We start from the raw sequence: 20532 nt of genomic DNA on the forward strand, positions 1-20532 counted from the left end.
TAAATGAGGGCAAGATGTGACAACATCTTGTCATTGTCATTTCGAGGTGAGATTCTGTTTACATTCGTTTGTCCAATACATTATAATAAGAGTGTGATTCGTCTGCCGTTAAAAGGAGGGACTCTAATTATGATGGGCAATATGTATAAAGTAATGGCTTTTTGGACAGGTATTTTCTCTGTCATGTTCTACCTTGGCGATATGGTTCCAGCTTCATTGATCATGTTAGCAAACACCGGATTATTTCTTCTTCTTGGTTTCTTGAACTTATCTGAACGTATGTATATGTATATCTTCGGTGCGTACCTCATGTTTTTCTTTGCAGGATTTACGTACTATGCATCATTCATTCACGTACCAGGAGCAAGTCACTAATCCAAAAAAAACCAGATTCTCTTATCGAGACTCTGGTCTTTTTTATTTAAAAACCGTTTAGGAACGGATTCGTATCTAATTCCTGTTGAATCGTTGTCTCTTCACCATGACCGGAATACACAACCGTATCTTCTGGTAATTCAACAAGCTTACGTGTAATTGATTGCATTAAGAGTTTTAAATCGCCGCCGATAAGGTCCGTACGACCGATACTCCCTCTGAATAATACATCCCCACTCACAACAAACCCATGCTCTTTAAATGAATAGCTGACACTTCCTGGAGAGTGGCCTGGTGTCTCAAGTACGTCAATTTCAAATCCTTCGAGTGTTAACTTCCCTTCGCTAACAGGTGTGATTTCGACTGCTACTTCTACATTTGGAAGCTCAGCATATTTTCCTGACCCATTTTTCATTGGGTCAGACAGCCATTTTTCTTCTGCTTTATGCAAATACACAGGAATCGAATACTTATCAACCATCGCCTGAAGAGCTCCAATGTGATCAAAATGGGCATGCGTTAAAAGAATAGCGATAGGGCGTACATTAGATTGTTCAAGTGCTTGCGTAATTTTTGCAGGTTCGTCGCTTGGATCAATAATGAGTGCGGCATTTCCTTTTCGTACGATATAACAATTTGTTTGAATGGGTCCGAGTGGTAATCTTCGAATCGTTGTCATAATTTCACCTCCTACTTAGTGTAACCGAACGTTCAAACAAATGTCATGAATCCTACTCGACAAATGCGCAGGAACAACGTAAAATAAAAGAGGAATATTTGTTTACGGCATTCATTTTCTGATGTCGAAAGGAGTGTCATCCATGAACTTATTAATCGTTATTTTTGGTTTAACAACGATCTTAGCTATCGTTGGAACGTACCAAGCGTTTAAAGAAAGAAATTTCTTAGGCGTATTCTTTAATGCCGCAACTGTTTTAGTATTTGGTTTCTTTTCGGTTGCGACGGTTATCTTCCAAGGATATCCACCAGGATTACACTAATTTCATGCATGCATGAGCAACTTAGCCTCCCGATTAGGGGAGGCTTTTTTGTTTATTTAGATGTGAAGTCGACTCAATCTCTGGCGCTATGGCAGTGAGTTCAAGGGGGAGCATACCGGAGCCACCTCTTGGCATACGAGAAGCTTGCACTTCTCGCCTCCACTGTAATTAGATGTGGAGCCGACTGTTCAGAAATTGTGCAAGATGACAGCGGAGCCCGTGAAGCGCTCTTTACTTCATGGGATGCGATGGCTTCTTGCGGGATTTCTAGGAGGTGCAACTCGATTCCATTTAGATTAATAGAACGTCACCCCGGGAACTCACTACCTCCACTTGTCGATTGCGAAAGTCATAAGATTTTAGTAGTAAGACCCTTAAGAAATCAGGTCTGAGTTTTGGATTAGTTTCCATAATAGTACTTCGGTAGAATAAATCACGGTTAGTGTAGAAGAAAAATCAGTTTCAGTAGAAGAAATCCTGATTAGTGCAGAATAAATTACTTATTCATCCGATAAACGTTCGTTCAGTTTGATGCCGACAATTTTTTATAGGTGACAGGCCCCTTATAGGAAATCCCGGAGGTCAGGACGTTATTTCCCGGGCCATTTGGGTTTTCACGAGACCCGGCAACGAAGATGAAAGTGCTCTTCTTTCATCTTACGTGGGGAGGCTCGGGGAAACCCACCCAGGAAATGGCGTTCTGGGTGGAGGGATTTCCAAAATAAAAAACCAGCACCTTATCTTGAATTTAATCAAGTAAGGTACTGGTCCACTTCTTTTATTCTACTACAGGTTCTTCTACTGGCTCTTCTACTGAACCCTCTTCAATCAATAACTGGCCTGTCTCACGATTATAGAATCGTAATAAGTCTCCATTGATCAATTGATCCGAGTAATTTAATTCTTGGTTAGCAGCTGCTGCTTGTTCTTCACAATTTACAGCTTCAATTTCAAGGCCTGTTTTCGCATCATAACATGTGTTTTTCGTGAAAACGAAATTTTCTGTAGTAAAACCTCCATCACGGAAAACTACTTTCTGTTCACGATCTTCTGCAAACAAGTTAGTACCTAACTGAATATCCTTAGACGAATCAATTCCAGCCATGTGTAAAATTGTTGGACGTAAATCGATTTGACCTGCGATATCTGTTTTCTCTCCACCCATTCCACTGTCTGGGATATGGATGAATAAAGGTACCTCTTGAAGGCCTGAAGAAACGTAAGGAGTAACTTCTTCCCCTAGATATTGAGACATTGCACGGTTATGGTTTTCAGAAATCCCATAATGGTCTCCGTACATTACAATGATTGAATCTTCATACAAACCTGCTGCTTTTAACTCATCAAACAATACACGAAGTGACTCATCCATGTAGCGCACTGTTTGGAAATAACGATTTAGTGTTCCTGAGTTAGAGTCATACTCTGGAATAAATTTATCTTCTTCATCCAATGTAAATGGATAGTGATTTGTTAATGTAATCATACGTGTGTAGAACGGTTGCGGAATGTCTTTCATCAATTCCACAGACTGTTCAAAGAATGGAATATCTTTCATTCCCCAGTTGACCGCTTGACCTTCTTCAATCGTGTAGCTATCAATATCAAAGAATTTTTCAATGCCAAGAGATTGATACATCATGTCACGGTTCCAAAAACTCTTGTTGTTGGCATGCATAACTGACGTATGGTACCCATTTTCACCTAAACGCTCAGAAAGTGAATTATACGTGTTTCCACCGTGCGTGAAGAATACCGCTCCCCCACCAAGTGGATAAAGTGAATTTTCAACGATAAATTCTGAATCAGATGTCTTTCCAAGTCCTGTCTGATGATAGAAATTTGAGTAATACATCGTATCCGGATCTTGCGTCAATTCATTTAGAAATGGTGTAATAACTTCTCCATTCATTTCTTCATTAATTACAAAGTTTTGAATCGACTCCATTGAAACCACGATGATATTTTTATCTTTTGCAATTCCTTCAAGAGGTGAAGGGCTATCCACATGATTTGCTCGGACGTAGTTATTCACTTCTACAAGTTCACTACCATCAGCAAATGCACGCTGCGCTTGGGATTTTGATTGCACATACGCATCATAGATATGGTAGTTGTATGTGCCGATATTTTTAACAAGCATTTCACGATCAAAGCTGCGCGTCAATAACTGTGGACGTTCAATCTCTGCAAGCCCTAAATTTAGAAAGAAAATTGCAGCAGCAAACACAAAGTATGCCTTCCGGTGAATTTGCTTTTGCACAATTTCTGTATTTTGTTTCGTGAGTTTACGAGCAATTACGAACAACAAGATGACATCTACGAAGTAAAAGATATCCGTGAAATAAATACTACTTTTTGCAGAACTTCCGAGATCTCCGAAGTTACTAGTTTGGAACAAAACGGGTAGTGTAATAAAGTCAGTAAAGAATCGGTAGAACACTACATTTGCGTAAAGAACAATAGATAAAATTGTTGCTCCAGCCAAGATAAATCGACGACGGCTACTTTCTTTAGAGAAAAACAAAGAAAGACCAAAGAACACTAAAATAAAACTTAATGGATTTAAAAATAAAATAAACTGCTGCATGATGTTTTCTAATTTCAAGTCAAAACTTGTATGATAAACAGTAAATGTTTTTAACCAAGTCAATACTATTGCAGCAAATAGTAAAGAATGTGTAGACCATTTTTTCATGGCCACTCCTCCTTCAATATATTTGGATACTCTTCAAATATTCCATAAAATCTTTACATAACGTAAATATAATACCCTCTATTAGACGGATTTAGTCCTAATTAGTTTCAAAATTTATAAATTTTACACCAAAAGTCATAGTCAATTGTAAATCGTTCATGTATTTATATCCCTTTTGATACGCGATTTCGAATAATTAGCTTAGCTTTAATATAGTCATCAGTCGATAACAAACCCGACCTGTGCAATTCATACAGCTCAAATTCCATAAGATCTACATCTGCCTGTATATCCTTTGTGTAAACAAAAATACCAAATTTCTTTAATAACTGCTGGACGTCATAAAATGATTCCACTTTGTTCACCTACTTGTATCAAAAATACCATCTTGTAAAACGAGATGCTTCACGGGGATATCATGGCTTTCATACGGCACGGCATCTCGGAGCTGGGTTTCAAATGCCAAAGAAAGCGTTTCTCCCTTGTACTCTTCTAAAAAACGATCATAAAAACCTCCACCAAAACCGATACGATATCCATCTTTCGAAAAGACCACTCCTGGAACTATAACTAAATCAAATGTTGTAGATTCAGGACTGCTCTCAATTGGCTCTAAGATCCCTTTAAAGCCAGGTTTAACATCATTCCATGAGGTGATCTTTATAAACTTCATCTGTCGTGTAGAAAAGTCACTTTTCGGAACGTACACATCTTTTTCTGCTTCCCACATCCATTCAATCAAACGTTTTGTATCAACTTCAGGGTATGAGGAAATGGTTACGGCAACAGACTGTACAGACTTATCTTTTATATACTGCCAAACATGTTGATGAAGTAATGTACTTTTTTCAGCATGGTTTTCTTTTGATAAGTTTTGCAATTGATTCAATACATCTATTCGCAGCTGTCGTTTCATTTCCTGCAACTCCCTTCAAGAAGAACACTCATCTGATCAAGACCAGATGAGTGAATGATGTGGTACTATTTTTTTAAAAAAACCAAAATCCGAGCGGGGATTTTGGTTGATCAGTTATTATTTCGTTTCACGGTGAAGAGTCATTTTCTTTTCACGAGAGCAATATTTCTTAAGCTCCAAACGCTCTGGATTGTTACGTTTGTTCTTTTTAGAAATGTAGTTACGCTCTCCACAATCTGTGCATGCAAGAGTAATATTAACGCGCATTGTAGTCCCTCCCACTCTATAAAGGATGTATTAAAATCATTTTGAGCTGATTTATACGACTTACCTATTATATCACAATGAAATATAAAATCTAGTCATTTTCACTAAATTATTTTGATGAACTCTTGTTTTACTCTAAAGGAAAACCAGTGCATTCTCTATTGGTTCCATAGAGTCTGCACTGGATTGAAATAATTTTAGTTTAAATCAATGTGCTTTCCTTTGCGAAGGTACAGCAATTGCTCTGCCATGTTCGTTGCATGATCTGCTGAACGCTCTAAGTAGCGACAGATAAAGGCAAGTTGTGTGATTTGTGGAAGCTGGTCTGGACTTGATACACCAGACCCTAACAAGTCACGAATCAGTTCACCGTACATTTTATCAATTTCGTCATCGAGCTTCGCAATAGTTTGCGCTTGTTCAACATCTTCTGCGATAAATGCATCTAATGTCAGACGTAAGATAGACACGGTTTTGTCTTTCATCTCTTGAATTTTAGGCAATTGAGTTAAATGCTCTTGTGAACCGATGCGTTCCGTCTCTTTCGCAATGTTGACTGCATAGTCCCCGACTCGCTCCATATCTCCAGCAATCTTCACTAAGACCATTAATCGTCGCAAATCTGTAGCAACAGGTTGCTGTCTAGCTATCGTTAAAATGACCGCATCATTAATTTCTTCCTCGAGTTTATTAATCTCCGCATCTGCTTCTTTAATTTTACTCGCCAGCGCGACATCATGATTTGCAAGTGCATCTACAGATTCACTAAGACGTTCAATTGAAAGTTGACTCATATGAATGAGCTTTTGGTGTAAATTCTTTAATTCGTTATCAAACATTTCTCTTACTACCATGTGAATAGCCCCCTTAGCCGAATCGACCTGAAATATAATCTTCTGTACGTTGATCAGATGGATTTGAGAAAATCACATTTGTCTCATCGTATTCAACAACTTCCCCGTTTAAGAAAAATGCTGTCTTGTCTGAAATTCGTCCTGCTTGTTGCATGTTATGCGTGACGATGATGATTGAGTAATCTTTCTTTAATTCCTGCACCAATTCTTCTACTTTTAAAGTACTGATCGGATCTAGGGCAGAAGTAGGCTCGTCCATCAAGATGACATCTGGTTCGATTGCTAGTGCACGTGCAATACAGATTCGTTGTTGTTGACCACCCGACAAGCTGTAAGCATTTGTAGATAGACGATCTTTTACTTCATCCCAGATCGCTGCGCCACGTAAACTTTTCTCGACAATTTCATCTAAGATTTTCTTGTTTTTAATACCGTGGATACGTGGACCATAGGCAATGTTGTCATAGATTGACTTCGGGAATGGGTTTGGTTTTTGGAATACCATTCCAACCTTCGTACGTAGTTCTTCAACTGTGTAATCCTTATCAAAAATGTTGCGACCGCGGTAGTGAATTTCGCCAGATGTTTTTACACCTTGTGTTAATTCCACCATACGATTTAGCGTTTTTATATACGTCGATTTCCCACATCCAGATGGACCGATAATCGCTGTCACTTCATTTTCGTAAATTGGCAAATCAATATTTTTCAAAGCGTGATTCGTGCCGTACCAAAGATTCAAACCTTTTGTATCATAGACAATTTGAGTTGTTTCAGGCTTTTTATCAATTTGTTGTACCATGTGTAGTCTCCCCTTTTCCGATGCGTCTAGTAACGCTTCTGGAATTTATTACGTATTAATATAGCCACAGAGTTCATTAACAATAGAACAGACATCAAAACAATGATCCCGGCAGAAGCAACGTTTTGGAAGTCCGCTTGTGGACGCTTCGCCCAGTCATAGATCTGCATAGGAAGTGCGGTAAATGTATCGAACACACCACTCGGCAAGAACTGAATAATGACGGGAACTCCAATGACGACTAGTGGAGCTGTTTCTCCAATTGCTCGAGATAATGCAAGAATAGAACCTGTTAAAATCCCTGGTATTGCACTTGGCAATACGACGCGTGTAATCGTCTGCCACTTTGTAGCTCCCATTCCATAAGAAGCTGCTCGCACTTCACTAGGAACAGCACGGATAGCTTCTTGAGATGCCACAATAATCACCGGTAGTATTAAAAGACTCATTGTAAATCCAGCTGCTAATACACTATTTCCAAGCGCAAGCGCACGAACGAAAATCGTTAAACCAAGTAAACCGAATACAACAGAAGGTACGCCGGCTAAATTTGAAATATTGACTCGAATAAAATCATTGATTTTGTTTTTCTTGGCATACTCTTCTAGATAGATTGCACTACCGATACCTAAGAACATCGAAACAGGTGCGACAACAGCCATCAACCAAATCGATCCAATTAAAGCCGCTTTAATACCAGCTTTTTCTGGGAAGCGTGAGGCAAAGTTGTTGAAGAAATCCCAAGAGAGATAGCCGATTCCTTGAGATAAAATTCGATAAAATAGCACAGCAAGCGTCATAAGAGCGAGTATTGTCGCAAATAAGAAGATGCCTTTGAAGATAAGATTGACGATTTTACGTGAATTCATCTTTTTCATCACGGCTTCATTGTTCATATAGCGCATATCAATACTCCTCTCTGAAACGTTTTGAAATTCGTTGTGCTAACAAGTTCATCACTAGTGTGAACAAGAACAATGTAAACCCAACTGCGTAAATGGAATAATAGATTGTTGTGCCATACCCAGCATCACCTGTTGCTACTTGCACAATGTAAGCTGTCATGGTTTGAATACTGTCTGTGAATTGACCATCAAATCGAGGCGTTGACCCTGCTGCTAGAGATACAATCATTGTCTCTCCAATTGCGCGTGACATCGCTAATACAATCGATGCTAAAATTCCAGACAGGGCAGCTGGAAGAACAATCTTCAGTGCCACTTCAAGACGAGTTGATCCCATTCCAAGTGCACCTTCACGAATGCTGTTCGGTACTGCGCTCATCGCATCTTCAGATAAAGAAGCAATCATTGGAATAATCATGATACCCACTACGATACCAGGGCTGATTGCATTGAAGATCTTCAGTTCAGGAATAAACTGCTGAAGCACTGGAGTAACAAATGTTAATGCAAAGTAGCCATATACGATTGTTGGTACACCCGCAAGTACTTCTAGAATTGGCTTAATAATTCTTCTAGCAGTATCACTTGCATATTCACTTAAGTAGATAGCTGCCGATAGACCAAGTGGCACTGCTACAATTACTGCTATGAATGTTACTTTTAAAGTACCAACAATGAGGGGCAATATCCCAAATCGCGCTTCTGTATTGGAGAATGGTAACCACTCTGTACCAAATAAGAAAGAGAAGAAAGGTACTTCTGTAAAGAAGATAAATGTTTCAACTATTAGTGTAAATACAATACCTAATGTAGTTAGTACAGAGATTGCTGCAATGATGAAAAGGACAACCGGTATTGCTTTTTCAAGTGTTTTCCGGTTTCGCTTTGCTCCTGCGTTTGCAATCATCTCTTGAACAGATGGACGTTGCTCAGCCATCGTGATCCCCCTTTTCCAACTAGACGGAAGAAAAGAGTAGCAAGACGCTACTCTTGTTCTTCACGTATAAACAGTGATTATTTTAAAGCTTCAAGTGCTTCCATATCTGCGTCATACTCTTCTTGTGGTGCACTTACATACCCAACAGCCTCAGCCATTGCTCCTGCATTTTCAATCACATATTTCATAAAGTCATATACTGCTGGATTTTCAGCAATAGCTGCGTTGCTCGCATATGTGTAGAGTGGGCGTGATAGTGGTGAATATTCACCAGATTCAATTGTTTCGTTGTTTGGCTCAACGCCTTCAATGCTCACTGCAGAAATTGTATCTTGGTTCGCTAGGTAGTGCGCATACCCGAAGAATCCAATTGCATTGACGTCACCTTGTACACCTTGTACAAGTATGTTATCGTCTTCAGAAAGAGTTGCAGCTGAAACCATGTCAGCATCTTCTAAGATAACTTCATTGAAGTAATCGTAAGTACCTGAGTCTGAACCAGGTGAATAGAACACGATTTCTTCTTCAGGCCATTCAGGGTTGATATCTGACCACATTTTTGTTGTGCCATCTTCTACCCAAATCTTCTTCAAGTCTTCTACAGTTAAATCAGATGCCCAGTCATTTTCACTGTTTACTACTACCGTTAATCCGTCATAAGCAAGTAGGAATTCTGTAAAGTCAATTCCTGCTGCTTCTAATTTTGCTGCTTCTTCTTCTTTGATTGGACGAGATGCGTTTGAGAAGTCTGTAGTTCCTGCGATAAATTTCTCAAATCCTCCACCTGTTCCTGATACACCAACTGTTACTTGTACTTCACTTTGTGCAGAATATTCTTCAACTAGTGCTTCTAGGATTGGCGCTACTGTTGATGAACCATCTCCTACTACTGAACCTTCAACGACTGCTTCTTCACTACCAGTATCTGTTGTATCTGTACCTTCTGCTGATTCCGCAGCTTCGTCTCCACACGCTCCTAAAATAAGTGCAGATCCAAGCATTGCTGTTCCCATAAAGTATTTCCAGTTCTTCATCAGGTGTGTCCCCCTACGTTTTCTTGTTTTTTTCTTACACTAGTAACTTTATCAAGACTTTGTTGAGTAGAAATGAACGTCTTGTAAAGAAATTGTAAATGACCTTTTAGATGTGGAGCCGACTGTTCAGAAATTGTGCAAGATGACAGCGTGGCCCGTGAAGCGCACTTTGCTTCATGGGCCGCGATGGCTTCTTGCGGGATTTCTAGGAGGCGCAACTCGATTGCGTTCGAAGTCGAATACTTGTTGAAAGAGCCAGATTCAACTTCAGATGATTACTTAAGATCTTGCTAGTAAGGACTTAAGAATTCGGCATTTAACGCCCGTAATGTGCCAATTAAGGACCGAGAGAGCTCATTTAGCGACCGAGATCTCGTCATTAACGCCCCAAATGATTTTATGGAAACTAATCATCCGGCTCAATTTAATTTAAACAATAAAAAAGCACACTCTTTTGAAGTTCATCAAAAGAATGTGCTTAAAATATAGTACTTCTATTTTACGATTCATCTTCCTCGTCAAACGCATCTTCAGAAATGGATGGAATGATTTGTGGATACAAAGAATCGACTTTCTCTTCTCCTGCTCGGCGCTCCATAATTTCAAAATACGCATCGACTAATTCTCGTGTTAGTGGTGTGGATGTATTTGTTTCATAGACATCACGAGTCGAAGCCCATGGAATCATTGTAGAATATGCAACCACAGGATTATCATAAGGAGCAAAGCCTACATGAGAAAGTGTAACTGTTGGAAATTGTGTTCTTTGAACTGGATCGTATGCAAATGTTTCAGCAGTTCCGGTTTTTCCTGCTCCGTCATATTTGAAATCTGCAAATGATCCACGTGCCGTTCCTGCAGACCCGCTGTAAACACGTCGCATCGCAGAACGCATCCGCTCAATTTCGGATGGGGTATTTTCTAAGATATTCAACACAGTGGGTTGAATTTCTCTTTCTAATACACCCATTTCCACTCCATTCTCAGAAGCCTGGCGAATTTCTTTTAAAACTCTTGGTTGTATTCGTTTTCCACCATTAGCTAATGTTGCAATATATTGCGTTAATTGAAGTGGTGTATACGTATCATACTGCCCAATACTTAAATCGAGCAATTTCCCTGCCTCGTCATTATCAGAATTACTGAAACCTGAGACTTCACCAGGAAGATCAATACCCGTCGGAACTCCTAAACCTAGTTGAGCATAACCATTTCGCATTTTCGTGAAGGCGTCAAAATTAAAGTTAATGGATTGGCGTGGTCGGTACACTTCATCTGCTAATGTAAAAGCAGTTTTAAACATATATACATTGGAGGAACGCTCAATAGCTGTTATATCATTCATAGAGATTCGACCCGTTCGATTAAATACAGAAGTTTTCGGTCTATCTTGAGCAATCAGAATCGGTTCGTCCACTTTTACATCACCAGGTCGAATCGCACCTTCACGGTAACCGGTTAGCAGTGTTCCTGCTTTAATAGTAGAACCAGCTTCATATGCAGTAGTAAACGTACCGAATGCATAGTCATCTACAATATAACCACCCGTTTGTGGGTCGCGTGCAAACTCTGAAGTTACGGGATCGCGTCGTAATATTTTACCTACCATTGCAATAACTTCACCCGTATTCGGATCCATCATTGTAAAGAACATACGATCTAAATGACGTGTCCCTGAATTTCGCTTCATTTCAAGAAGCCGCTGCGTCACAATCTCTTCGAGTTTAGCTTGCACTTCCGTATCAATTGAAAGTACAAGATCTTTCCCTGGGTCCCCTTCATATACAGTTTGCGTATCAATTACTCGGCCTTTACCGTCTGTGATATTCTTTACTACAGATTTTTGACCTTGTAATATTTCTTCATATTGTTGCTCAACATAACTGCGCCCTACTCGATCATTACGAGAATAATCGCGTGCAAGGTAGTGATTTAAATCCGAGCGAGGAATCCCCTCTTTTGGTAGTGTAGTTGTTCCTAAAATGGCAAGGTTTGAGTTTCGTACACGGCGCCAGTCTGTTGTTGTGTTAACGCCTGTCAATTCGTTCAAGCGCTCAGAAACACGTGCAAACTCTTCTACCGTCACATTTTCTCCTTTAATAATTTGAGGTGATAATGCATACCCAGAAACCATATCACGGTAAATCGCGATGTTCTCAAGCTCTTGCTCTGTAAAGGATTCAAGTTCTGCCTCTGGAATACTATCTCGAATCAAGCGATTCATCTGACGCGATTTTTCAGGATTCGTCAACGTCTCATCTTGTTCGATTGCATCTTGCTCATCCTTATCTACATTGCGATACATGTCGTCTTTATTTTTTCGTAACCAATAATCTTGTAAGTCACTTTTCGTAATTTGGGACGTTTCTTTTTCAATTAACTGGGCAAGCTGCTCAGCAATTCCCCACATCTCGTCACCTGTTGTTGTTTGCATCTTCGTGTATGTAATCGCGCGTTCTGCTTGATTGTCGACCAGAATACGCCCTTGACTATCAAAGATGCGACCACGCGGGACGCTCGTATTAACAGGAACTTCTTCCGTTCGTGCGAGTATTCGCGAGTAATCTTCTCCTTTTACTATCTGTAAATAGCCTAACCTGAAGATCAATGCTGTGAACAGAAGAAAAATTGTGAAAAACAAAATATTCATCCGGAAGATTAAATGGGCTCTTTGTTTTGATTTGGAACTTCTAGTTTGTTGTTTAGCTTTTTTCATTACGTGCACCTCGCTTACAAGTATAACACGTCTAACTAGATGAAAATGTTTCAACAAACCGAAAAAAAACCACAAACCGAAGTTTGTGGTCGTACTGTATTATTTTGCTGCTTCGTAACGTTTTGACACTTCATCCCAGTTAACAACATTCCAGAAAGAAGAAATGTAGTCAGGACGACGATTTTGGTAGTTCAAGTAGTAAGCGTGCTCCCATACATCCAAACCTAGTAGTGGAGTTTTGCCTTCCATGATTGGTGAGTCTTGGTTTGGAGTTGAAGAAACTTCAATTTCCCCGTTTGCTACTGATAACCAAGCCCATCCTGAACCAAAACGAGTAGTTGCTGCTTTTGTGAACTCTTCTTTAAACGCATCAAAGCTACCGAATTTGCTGTCGATTGCTTCAGCAAGTGCACCTGTTGGCTGGCCGCCACCATTTGGAGAAAGGATTTCCCAGAACAATGAGTGGTTTGCGTGACCTCCACCGTTGTTACGAACTGCTGTGCGAATGTCTTCAGGAACAGCATCCAAGTTTGCGATAAGTTCTTCAACAGACTTTGAAGAAAGATCCGAATGTCCTTCAAGAGCGTTGTTCACGTTCGTGATATACGTGTTGTGGTGTTTCGTGTGGTGAATGTTCATAGTCTCTTTGTCGATATGAGGCTCTAATGCGTCATATTCGTACGGTAATTTCGGTAATTCAAAAGCCATTGTCAATTCCTCCTAAGGTACTAGTGATACTTCCACTATTTACATTAGCAAAGAAGACAATGGCAATCAAATAAAAACTATTTATTGTTTCATTTTTCAGGCTTTTGACTGAACTTATACAAAGAAGATAAAAATCAAAATCATAATTGTGAAGAGTATCGCTTTCACCAAACTCGATGTCACAAGTCCAACAAACGAGCCTACCCCTGCACGGAATGCATCTTTCACATTCTTTTTCGAGAAAATCAATTCAGCAAGGAAAGCACCTAAAAATGGACCAACTATGATACCTACTACTGGAATCACAAAAGGACCGAAGATCAATCCGATTGTGCTTCCGTATAGGCCAGGCTTCGTGCCTCCAAAGCGTTTAACACTCGCGAGGTTGGCGAGTGTATCTGCGCTAAAGATTAGGACGACGAAGAACACTTGTATAATCCAGAACCATACTGTCAGTTCTGAGAATGAGAAGAACAATCCGTATAGAATATAACCAATCAGCAAGAATACAACTGATGGGATGATGGGATATACGAGCCCAACATAAGCAATGGCAAAACTTGCGATGATTAAAATCCATCCGATGATCTCCATTTATACACGCTTCCCAAGTACTGCTTCTGCGATATTTACAGAATGATCACCGATACGCTCTAAGTTGCTTAGAATATCAACGAACATAACGCCTGCTTGACCTGTACACTTGCCCTCGTTTAGACGAGCGATATGGTTTTTACGGAATTTACGTTCCATTTTGTCGATTGTGTTCTCTTGCTCTGCTACTTCACGTGCAAGCTCAGCAGAGTTTTCATCCAATGCTTTCATCGCTTTTGAAACTGTATCAATCGTTAACTCGAACATTTCAGACACGTCTTCAATCGCATCTTCTGTCAATTGAAGCTTGTGTGCATCTTGGTATTGAATCAACTCGATGATGTTTTCGAAGTGATCTCCGATACGCTCGATATCGCGTACTGTGTTCATCAACATGTTATGACGTGTTGAATCTTGTGGTGAAAGCGACTGAGATGAGATTTTCACTAAATAATCCGTAATCTTATGGTCAAGATTGTTTAATGCCTCTTCAATCTGAACCGTAAGCTCAGCATCACGCTTTGTTCTATTTTTTAAATAACTATATGTTAATTCTAATCCTTGAACACTCATGCCACCCATGCGAAGAATTTCTTCTTTCGCTTGACCGATTGCAATCGATGGCGATTGTTCAATAAAGTTTTCATCTAAATGTTTTGGTTTGTATTCAATTGATACCTCTTCACCTGGAATCACTTTCGTTACAATATACGCCCATAAACCAATTAATGGGAATTGAATAATTGTGTTGGCAACGTTAAATGAACCGTGGGCAAATGCTATTTGCATTCTTTCTTCCAAACCTAGAAGGCCTGATAACCACAGAACATAACTTTCGAACAATGGAAGAATTAATAGGAATATAACTGTACCAACCAAGTTAAACAGTACGTGTACAGCAGCAGCACGACGAGCTACGATAGATGCACCAAAAGCAGCAAGGACCGCAGTGATTGTTGTTCCGATGTTATCACCGAACAAAATTGGTAAAGCAGCATCCAGTGTTACTAAATTTTCAGCATAAAGTTGTTGTAGAATCCCTATAGTGGCACTTGAGCTTTGAACAAGCACTGTGAACAATGTACCCGCAACAACTCCAAGAATAGGATTGACACTCATTTCAACTGTTAAATCTGTAAACGCTTGTACTTCGCGTAAAGGTTTCATCCCTTCACCCATAAGTTCTAAACCGAGGAACAGTCCACCAAATCCAAAAATAACTTCTCCGATGTTGTGGATACGTGCGTTTTTAAAGAAGAAAATTGCGAACGCACCCGCAGCCATGATTGGTAGTGCATAAGCACCGACATCAAATCCGATGATGAATGCTGTAACAGTTGTACCAATGTTGGCACCCATGATGACACCAATCGCTTGGCGCAAATTCATGAACCCAGCACTTACTAGTCCGACGACTAGCACGGTAGTGCCTGAAGACGATTGAATTAAAATCGTAACGACAATCCCGACTAGTACTCCCATAAACGGGTTTGTTGTAAAGCGATCTAAAATATCACGTAGCTTATCTCCTGCAGATTTTTGCAGGCCGTCTCCCATGAATTTTATAGAGAATAAGAAAATACCTAACCCACCAAAGAATGTGAACAGCATTTCCTGCCAGTTTAATTCCACGTAAAGGTCAACTCCCATACAATTTTTTGACACGCCACTTATTATGCTTAAAGTATAAACCTATTGTAAAGAGAAATCACACCAAATTTACATACTCTTAATAATTGAAGTTTTAAATTTTGACATGGTACAATACGGTTCGAAAGGACGCGTGACTGATGACTCTATGGAAACTTTTCACGGCAAGTCTTAGTTCCCCTAAGAAACTAGCAGCTTTTCGACTAGCTCCGATGGGTAAGACGATGCAGTATATTTTTCTTTTTATCACTTTATTTACCTTACTTGGTTTTTTTCAATTCACCACGCAAATCGGCCCGAGCACGACTGAATTGGATGGAGTTTTAGAGTACTTTAATGAAATCAATTGGTTGTTATATCCGTTTGCATTCTTGCTTTTATTTATTATTCAAACGTTACTGATATTTGCACGAATCAGCCTATTATCAGGAATTGTCTGGCTACTAGCTCCTTTAGTTAAAAAACGCGGTGACTATCGATTCTTGTGGAGAACAACATTATTTGCAAACACATGGTCCTTCATACTTTTACTAGTAAGCTACATGTTTATTGGTGAAATAGTAAGTATTCAGTGGTTGAGTTATGCCCTCACTCTAATTCTCGCTTTATGGGCACTCAAGTATTATCCGAAGCTACCAAAAAAATCATAGAAATCTTCCTCCTCTCATACACTTTGTAGACAGGAGGTTTTTTATGCGGTACATACTTGTTTCTTTGCTCATTTGTTTTATTTGCTATGCAATACGTGTGGATTTAGAACAGGATTCCCTCGTTTCACATCCATCTACTTCGAACTATTCGGTTGTTCACTCCCAAAACACTTCATTAGAAGAAAGTTATGCGGCTTCATCTTCTTCACTCTCCTTTGTAGATTGGCACGAACTGGTCCGACAATTAAATCCGGCTGTCCGGAACTTTAATGAAGAAGCATACGTTTATCCTAAATGGACGGATTAAGCTTCCTTCTTGTCTTTCTGTCTGGTACATTGGTAGAATGAAGTGAAGCGCAACAACAAAAGGAGCGAAAACAATGCCAGAAATGATCCATCGTTCAAACACACGCCCAGTACGTGTTGGAGATATCACCATTGGTGGAAGTAATGAATTATTTATTCAAAGTATGACAACTACAAAAACACATGATGTGGACGCAACAGTAGCTGAGATTCTTCGTCTTGAAGAAGCCGGCTGTCAGGTTGTTCGTGTTGCATGCCCAGATGAGCGTGCAGCTTATTCAATCGGTGCTATTAAAGCACGAATCAACATCCCACTTGTTGTTGATATCCACTTTGATTACAAGCTTGCTCTGATTGCGATTGAGCAAGGTGCGGATAAAATTCGTATCAATCCAGGAAACATTGGACGTCGTGAAAAAGTAGAAGCTGTTGTAAATGCAGCGAAAGCGAAAAATATTCCAATTCGTATTGGTGTAAACGCGGGGTCACTTGAGCGTAAAATTTTAGAAAAGTACGGCTACCCAACTGCAGAAGGTATGGTAGAAAGTGCTTTACATCATATAAAAATTCTTGAAGACCTTGATTTCCATGACATCATTGTTTCGATGAAAGCTTCGGACGTCAACTTGGCTATTGAAGCTTATCGTCTAGCTTCACAAGCATTTGATTATCCCCTTCATTTAGGGATTACAGAATCCGGTACATTATTCGCAGGTTCAATCAAGAGTGCAGCCGGTTTAGGAACTCTTCTAAGCATGGGTATCGGAAATACATTACGTGTTTCTCTCTCAGCAGACCCAGTCGAAGAAGTTAAAGTGGCTCGCGAACTATTAAAAGTATTTGGATTATCCTCTAATGCTGCAACATTAATTTCATGCCCTACTTGCGGACGTATTGAAATCGATTTGATTTCTATCGCAAACGAAGTAGAAGAATATATCTCAACAATTAAAGCACCAATCAAAGTAGCTGTACTCGGTTGTGCGGTAAACGGTCCTGGTGAGGCACGTGAAGCAGATATCGGGATTGCTGGTGCACGTGGAGAAGGACTTCTCTTCCGTAAAGGGAAGACGGTACGAAAAGTGCCAGAAGAAACAATGGTGGAAGAACTAAAAATAGAAATTGATAAAATTGCAGCTGAATATTTTGCGCAACAAGAACTTGAAAAGCAAAATGCGCAAAGTCAGGAAGTCTAAAATGGCTCGTTTTGGAATCGATATTGATGGAACGGTTACGTGTCCAACGTCCCTTCTTCCCCATATCAATGAAGCCTTTGAGACAAATCTTGTTTTAGATGATATCAAAGAATACGATTTGACGGCAGCTTTCCCTAACGATCAAATGACATTTTACAAATGGTTTAAAGAGGCCGAACCTAAAATCTACGCTACTTCTCCTATTCAAGAGCATGCAAAACGTGTGTTAGACGAGTGGAAGAAGCATTACGAGTTATATTTCATCTCTGCACGAGGTGAAAACGTATCGGACGTGACGCTAGACTGGTTCAAGCAACAAGAGCTCCATTATGATCATATTGAATTGATCGGTTCTCATAATAAAGTAGAAACTGCTCGTATTCATCAAGTCGATGCATTTTTTGAAGACAAGCACGACAATGCTGTAGAAATTGGTGAGGAACTCGATATCCCGGTTTTACTATTTGACACACCGTATAATCGACAACCTGTACCAAAGCAAGTCGTACGCGTACAAAACTGGAAAGAAGCAGATGCCTGGATTAAGCATCACTTTCCAATTAAATAAAAAAATCCAGCGGTTCTCTCATCTTGAGAAATCGCTGGATTTTTATTTTAGAAATAGAAAATTAATACTAGATGTCTATTGAGCAAATAAAGTTGAGTGCAGTGGAACTCAACGTCATAGCAGGCACATCTTGTTTACTCGAAGTTTTTGAAGCCGCGGTCTGCACATTTTATAGTTGACATTCTGGACATTTCCCATAAACCTCTAATTTATGGTTTTCAATGGCATATCCAGGAATTTCTTGCTTGATAGAGTCTATTGGACAAATTGCAATTTGTTTCGTGTCCCCGCACTCCATACATATAAAATGATGGTGATGATGATCCACGTCACAATGCATTCGGAAATGTTTCTCTCCAGAAAGCTCTGTCTCTTCTAAGATTCCTAACTCTACAAATGTATGCAAGTTGCGATAAATCGTATCAAAGCTCATAGATGGATAATCTTCACGCAGTTCTGTGGCTACATTTTTAGCCGTCACATATTTATCTGTTTTCGTTAAAAGTTCCACAAGGCGCTCTCGTTTATCTGTCCGTTTAAAACCATTTTCTTTCAATATTCCCCATGCTTTTCTTTCATTCATACTACTCTCCCCTTCCGATTCGAAACAATTGCAATGACAATAAGTAAAATCAAAATAGATGTCAACACAATCGTTGCGCCTGGAGCTAGGTCCAAATAAAAGGCAGTCACAAGACCAATTAATACTGCCGACTGGCCAAACAATAACGACCAAAGTATGGCACTTTTAAAACTTTTCGCAATCCGCATTGCAGCTGCTACCGGTAAAGTTATTAGTGAAGACACTAAGAGAATTCCTACAATCCGCATTGAAGCAGCAATAACTAAAGCTGTAACAATCATGAACATAAAGTGAATCCATTTTGCGGGAAGACCTACAGCAGATGCATACTCGTCATCAAATGATAATACAAATAGTTCTTTAAAGAATGCAAGCAAGAATAGTACAACAATTGCTGTAACGGCGATAACAATCATCATATCTTGATAGCTCACCGCAGATACCGAACCAAATAAATACGAAAAAAGATCAGTTCGGAAGCCATCCGCAAGTGAAATAAATAAAGCAGCTAAGCCAAGTCCTGCAGACATGATAATGGGTATAGCGAGTTCTTGGTAGTGTTTATAAAGAGAACGTAATTTCTCAATCAATGTTGACCCTGCCACAGCTGACGCCATTCCGAGATACAACGGATTAAGCAACGCAAGGGCTGGCACAGTTTGACTCAAAAATAAGCTACCCGCGATTCCTGCAAGGGTCACATGGCTCAGTGCGTCTGCAATGAGTGAAAGACGACGTACCACTATGAACACACCTAGTAGAGGCGCCATAATTCCAATTAATATTCCTGAGATAAATGCCTGTCGTAAAAAATCATACGTAAGGATTGCTTCAATCATGCGTATGGCCTCCCCCGTGTGTCACACGTCGGACGGGATGGCCGTACCATTTCTCAAGCTGTTCATCAGAAAGCATTGCCATATCTTTTTGATAGCCATGAAAATGAATCGTACGGTTTAAACAAGCCACGTGTGAAATACTTTTAGAGACGGCATCGACATCATGCGTTATTAAAATGATTGTAATTCCATGATGCGTATTCAAATGCGTTAACATGCGATAGAACGATTGCATGTTTTGTTGATCAATTCCTACAGTTGGTTCATCAAGCAATAATATCTTAGGCTTGCTAATTAACGCCCTAGCAATAAACACACGCTGCTGCTGTCCCCCAGATAAAGCACTTATTGGGCGATCACTATACGCTTGCATACCGACGGAAATCAATGCTTCTTTCACTTGGTCTGCTACATTTTTTGGATACCTGTGAAATAGGCCTGATTTTTTTGCAAGACCACTTCGGACTACCTCAAAAACTGTAGCAGGAAATCCACTATTGAAGCTATTGGATTTTTGAGAGACGTAACCGATGCAAGCACGATCTTTAAAATCTTGCACAGGCTTGCCAAATAAGTGGACTTCCCCTTTCATAGGACGAAGGAGGCCTAGAATTATTTTCATTAACGTCGATTTCCCTGAACCATTTGGGCCAATAATCGCTAAAAAGTCTCCTTCATTGATTGTGAGCGAGACATCTTGTAGAGCTTCCGTTTTATCATAGTAGAAACTCACATTATTCATTTCTATATATGGAGTCATAGACGACACTTCTTCCTAACTAATAATCATTCCGATTTACACTTGATTCAGTATACTGGAAGTAAAATTGAATGTAAATAAGAAAATCCGGCCAAAAACCCTGGCCGGACCTTTTTGAACTATTTCACATCTGATATTTGATAGTGGGCTCCGGATATACCTTTGTACGATTC

General features: G+C 39.7%; 23 protein-coding genes. 6 read left to right on the forward strand and 17 right to left on the reverse strand.

Annotated elements, in window-relative coordinates:
- The first annotated feature begins 132 nt into the window (after positions 1 to 132).
- The gene (locus JOD03_RS03100; protein ID WP_204589389.1) at positions 133 to 375 is read left to right on the forward strand and encodes a DUF2626 family protein; all 243 of its coding nucleotides are present in this window, start codon (positions 133 to 135) and stop codon (positions 373 to 375) included.
- A 46-nt stretch (positions 376 to 421) separates the two neighbouring features.
- Here the strand turns inward: JOD03_RS03100 and JOD03_RS03105 are convergent, their stop codons facing one another.
- Positions 422 to 1054 (reverse strand): MBL fold metallo-hydrolase, encoded by a 633-nt coding sequence (locus tag JOD03_RS03105; RefSeq protein ID WP_204589332.1) that lies wholly within the window; start codon positions 1052 to 1054, stop codon positions 422 to 424.
- Between the two features lie 142 nt (positions 1055 to 1196).
- Between JOD03_RS03105 and JOD03_RS03110 the strand changes: the two genes are divergently transcribed.
- Positions 1197 to 1376, forward strand: coding sequence for a DUF2759 domain-containing protein (locus JOD03_RS03110; RefSeq protein WP_204589333.1), 180 nt, complete (start codon positions 1197 to 1199; stop codon positions 1374 to 1376).
- Between the two features lie 778 nt (positions 1377 to 2154).
- On the opposite strand, the gene JOD03_RS03115 is transcribed toward JOD03_RS03110, so the two are convergent.
- The 13 genes from JOD03_RS03115 to JOD03_RS03175 form a co-directional block, all read right to left on the reverse strand.
- The gene (locus tag JOD03_RS03115) at positions 2155 to 4074 is read right to left on the reverse strand and encodes an LTA synthase family protein (protein WP_204589334.1); all 1920 of its coding nucleotides are present in this window, start codon (positions 4072 to 4074) and stop codon (positions 2155 to 2157) included.
- A 164-nt stretch (positions 4075 to 4238) separates the two neighbouring features.
- Positions 4239 to 4430 (reverse strand): YqgQ family protein, encoded by a 192-nt coding sequence (locus JOD03_RS03120; RefSeq protein WP_204589335.1) that lies wholly within the window; start codon positions 4428 to 4430, stop codon positions 4239 to 4241.
- Positions 4431 to 4435: 5 nt separating this feature from the next.
- Complete coding sequence (locus JOD03_RS03125; protein ID WP_204589336.1) at positions 4436 to 4990, reverse strand: 5-formyltetrahydrofolate cyclo-ligase; 555 nt, start codon at positions 4988 to 4990, stop codon at positions 4436 to 4438.
- Positions 4991 to 5107: 117 nt separating this feature from the next.
- The gene (gene rpmG, locus JOD03_RS03130; RefSeq protein ID WP_053588882.1) at positions 5108 to 5257 is read right to left on the reverse strand and encodes a 50S ribosomal protein L33; all 150 of its coding nucleotides are present in this window, start codon (positions 5255 to 5257) and stop codon (positions 5108 to 5110) included.
- A gap of 197 nt (positions 5258 to 5454) precedes the next feature.
- On the reverse strand, positions 5455 to 6111 hold the full coding sequence (gene phoU, locus JOD03_RS03135; RefSeq protein WP_204589337.1) for a phosphate signaling complex protein PhoU: 657 nt from the start codon (positions 6109 to 6111) through the stop codon (positions 5455 to 5457).
- A 13-nt stretch (positions 6112 to 6124) separates the two neighbouring features.
- Positions 6125 to 6913: a phosphate ABC transporter ATP-binding protein PstB gene (pstB, locus tag JOD03_RS03140; protein ID WP_204589338.1), complete on the reverse strand. Its 789-nt coding sequence runs from the start codon at positions 6911 to 6913 to the stop codon at positions 6125 to 6127.
- Between the two features lie 26 nt (positions 6914 to 6939).
- Positions 6940 to 7818, reverse strand: coding sequence for a phosphate ABC transporter permease PstA (gene pstA / locus JOD03_RS03145; RefSeq protein ID WP_204589339.1), 879 nt, complete (start codon positions 7816 to 7818; stop codon positions 6940 to 6942).
- Position 7819: 1 nt separating this feature from the next.
- Positions 7820 to 8755, reverse strand: coding sequence for a phosphate ABC transporter permease subunit PstC (pstC, locus tag JOD03_RS03150; RefSeq protein ID WP_204589340.1), 936 nt, complete (start codon positions 8753 to 8755; stop codon positions 7820 to 7822).
- 77 nt (positions 8756 to 8832) lie between these two features.
- Positions 8833 to 9789 (reverse strand): PstS family phosphate ABC transporter substrate-binding protein, encoded by a 957-nt coding sequence (locus JOD03_RS03155; protein WP_204589341.1) that lies wholly within the window; start codon positions 9787 to 9789, stop codon positions 8833 to 8835.
- A 499-nt stretch (positions 9790 to 10288) separates the two neighbouring features.
- Positions 10289 to 12505: a peptidoglycan D,D-transpeptidase FtsI family protein gene (locus tag JOD03_RS03160; protein ID WP_204589342.1), complete on the reverse strand. Its 2217-nt coding sequence runs from the start codon at positions 12503 to 12505 to the stop codon at positions 10289 to 10291.
- Between the two features lie 99 nt (positions 12506 to 12604).
- Entirely contained in the window at positions 12605 to 13213 is a 609-nt protein-coding gene (locus tag JOD03_RS03165) for a superoxide dismutase (RefSeq protein ID WP_204589343.1), read from the reverse strand.
- A gap of 114 nt (positions 13214 to 13327) precedes the next feature.
- Positions 13328 to 13807, reverse strand: a complete 480-nt coding sequence (locus JOD03_RS03170) for a DUF456 domain-containing protein (protein WP_204589344.1) — start codon at positions 13805 to 13807, stop codon at positions 13328 to 13330.
- Positions 13808 to 15439, reverse strand: a complete 1632-nt coding sequence (locus tag JOD03_RS03175; RefSeq protein WP_204589345.1) for a Na/Pi symporter — start codon at positions 15437 to 15439, stop codon at positions 13808 to 13810. It lies immediately after the preceding gene.
- Between the two features lie 158 nt (positions 15440 to 15597).
- Here JOD03_RS03175 and JOD03_RS03180 point away from each other — a divergent pair, with 158 nt between their 5' ends.
- From JOD03_RS03180 to JOD03_RS03195, 4 genes are all read left to right on the forward strand, one after another.
- Complete coding sequence (locus JOD03_RS03180) at positions 15598 to 16107, forward strand: DUF1189 family protein (protein WP_204589346.1); 510 nt, start codon at positions 15598 to 15600, stop codon at positions 16105 to 16107.
- Between the two features lie 43 nt (positions 16108 to 16150).
- Positions 16151 to 16414, forward strand: coding sequence for a hypothetical protein (locus JOD03_RS03185; RefSeq protein ID WP_204589347.1), 264 nt, complete (start codon positions 16151 to 16153; stop codon positions 16412 to 16414).
- 73 nt (positions 16415 to 16487) lie between these two features.
- Entirely contained in the window at positions 16488 to 17609 is a 1122-nt protein-coding gene (gene ispG, locus JOD03_RS03190) for a flavodoxin-dependent (E)-4-hydroxy-3-methylbut-2-enyl-diphosphate synthase (protein ID WP_275580355.1), read from the forward strand.
- Position 17610: 1 nt separating this feature from the next.
- On the forward strand, positions 17611 to 18177 hold the full coding sequence (locus JOD03_RS03195; protein ID WP_204589348.1) for a hypothetical protein: 567 nt from the start codon (positions 17611 to 17613) through the stop codon (positions 18175 to 18177).
- Between the two features lie 169 nt (positions 18178 to 18346).
- On the opposite strand, the gene JOD03_RS03200 is transcribed toward JOD03_RS03195, so the two are convergent.
- The 3 genes from JOD03_RS03200 to JOD03_RS03210 are packed head-to-tail and all read right to left on the reverse strand — an operon-like array spanning position 18347 to position 20359.
- Entirely contained in the window at positions 18347 to 18760 is a 414-nt protein-coding gene (locus JOD03_RS03200; protein WP_204589349.1) for a Fur family transcriptional regulator, read from the reverse strand.
- A complete protein-coding gene (locus tag JOD03_RS03205; RefSeq protein ID WP_204589350.1) occupies positions 18757 to 19599 on the reverse strand; it encodes a metal ABC transporter permease in 843 nt (280 codons plus the stop codon). The genes JOD03_RS03200 and JOD03_RS03205 overlap by 4 nt, the downstream gene beginning before the upstream one ends.
- Positions 19592 to 20359, reverse strand: coding sequence for a metal ABC transporter ATP-binding protein (locus tag JOD03_RS03210; protein ID WP_204589351.1), 768 nt, complete (start codon positions 20357 to 20359; stop codon positions 19592 to 19594). Before JOD03_RS03210 ends, JOD03_RS03205 begins: the two co-directional genes overlap by 8 nt.
- Between the last annotated feature and the right edge of the window lie 173 nt (positions 20360 to 20532).

The sequence above is a fragment of the Chryseomicrobium aureum genome, from assembly GCF_016909155.1.
Classification (GTDB): Bacteria; Bacillota; Bacilli; order Bacillales_A; family Planococcaceae; genus Chryseomicrobium; species Chryseomicrobium aureum.

What these genes read in the sequence shown, in the direction of transcription:
- pstA (WP_204589339.1), bottom strand. Translation starts at nt 7,818, where the DNA reads ATGCGCTATATGAACAATGAAGCCGTGATGAAAAAGATGAATTCACGT.
- pstB (WP_204589338.1), bottom strand. Translation starts at nt 6,913, where the DNA reads ATGGTACAACAAATTGATAAAAAGCCTGAAACAACTCAAATTGTCTAT.
- JOD03_RS03110 (WP_204589333.1), top strand. Translation starts at nt 1,197, where the DNA reads ATGAACTTATTAATCGTTATTTTTGGTTTAACAACGATCTTAGCTATC.
- JOD03_RS03170 (WP_204589344.1), bottom strand. Translation starts at nt 13,807, where the DNA reads ATGGAGATCATCGGATGGATTTTAATCATCGCAAGTTTTGCCATTGCT.
- JOD03_RS03125 (WP_204589336.1), bottom strand. Translation starts at nt 4,990, where the DNA reads ATGAAACGACAGCTGCGAATAGATGTATTGAATCAATTGCAAAACTTA.
- phoU (WP_204589337.1), bottom strand. Translation starts at nt 6,111, where the DNA reads ATGGTAGTAAGAGAAATGTTTGATAACGAATTAAAGAATTTACACCAA.
- rpmG (WP_053588882.1), bottom strand. Translation starts at nt 5,257, where the DNA reads ATGCGCGTTAATATTACTCTTGCATGCACAGATTGTGGAGAGCGTAAC.
- JOD03_RS03195 (WP_204589348.1), top strand. Translation starts at nt 17,611, where the DNA reads ATGGCTCGTTTTGGAATCGATATTGATGGAACGGTTACGTGTCCAACG.
- JOD03_RS03200 (WP_204589349.1), bottom strand. Translation starts at nt 18,760, where the DNA reads ATGAATGAAAGAAAAGCATGGGGAATATTGAAAGAAAATGGTTTTAAA.
- JOD03_RS03100 (WP_204589389.1), top strand. Translation starts at nt 133, where the DNA reads ATGGGCAATATGTATAAAGTAATGGCTTTTTGGACAGGTATTTTCTCT.
- ispG (WP_275580355.1), top strand. Translation starts at nt 16,488, where the DNA reads ATGCCAGAAATGATCCATCGTTCAAACACACGCCCAGTACGTGTTGGA.
- JOD03_RS03155 (WP_204589341.1), bottom strand. Translation starts at nt 9,789, where the DNA reads ATGAAGAACTGGAAATACTTTATGGGAACAGCAATGCTTGGATCTGCA.
- pstC (WP_204589340.1), bottom strand. Translation starts at nt 8,755, where the DNA reads ATGGCTGAGCAACGTCCATCTGTTCAAGAGATGATTGCAAACGCAGGA.
- JOD03_RS03165 (WP_204589343.1), bottom strand. Translation starts at nt 13,213, where the DNA reads ATGGCTTTTGAATTACCGAAATTACCGTACGAATATGACGCATTAGAG.
- JOD03_RS03160 (WP_204589342.1), bottom strand. Translation starts at nt 12,505, where the DNA reads ATGAAAAAAGCTAAACAACAAACTAGAAGTTCCAAATCAAAACAAAGA.
- JOD03_RS03205 (WP_204589350.1), bottom strand. Translation starts at nt 19,599, where the DNA reads ATGATTGAAGCAATCCTTACGTATGATTTTTTACGACAGGCATTTATC.
- JOD03_RS03115 (WP_204589334.1), bottom strand. Translation starts at nt 4,074, where the DNA reads ATGAAAAAATGGTCTACACATTCTTTACTATTTGCTGCAATAGTATTG.
- JOD03_RS03105 (WP_204589332.1), bottom strand. Translation starts at nt 1,054, where the DNA reads ATGACAACGATTCGAAGATTACCACTCGGACCCATTCAAACAAATTGT.
- JOD03_RS03180 (WP_204589346.1), top strand. Translation starts at nt 15,598, where the DNA reads ATGACTCTATGGAAACTTTTCACGGCAAGTCTTAGTTCCCCTAAGAAA.
- JOD03_RS03185 (WP_204589347.1), top strand. Translation starts at nt 16,151, where the DNA reads ATGCGGTACATACTTGTTTCTTTGCTCATTTGTTTTATTTGCTATGCA.
- JOD03_RS03210 (WP_204589351.1), bottom strand. Translation starts at nt 20,359, where the DNA reads ATGACTCCATATATAGAAATGAATAATGTGAGTTTCTACTATGATAAA.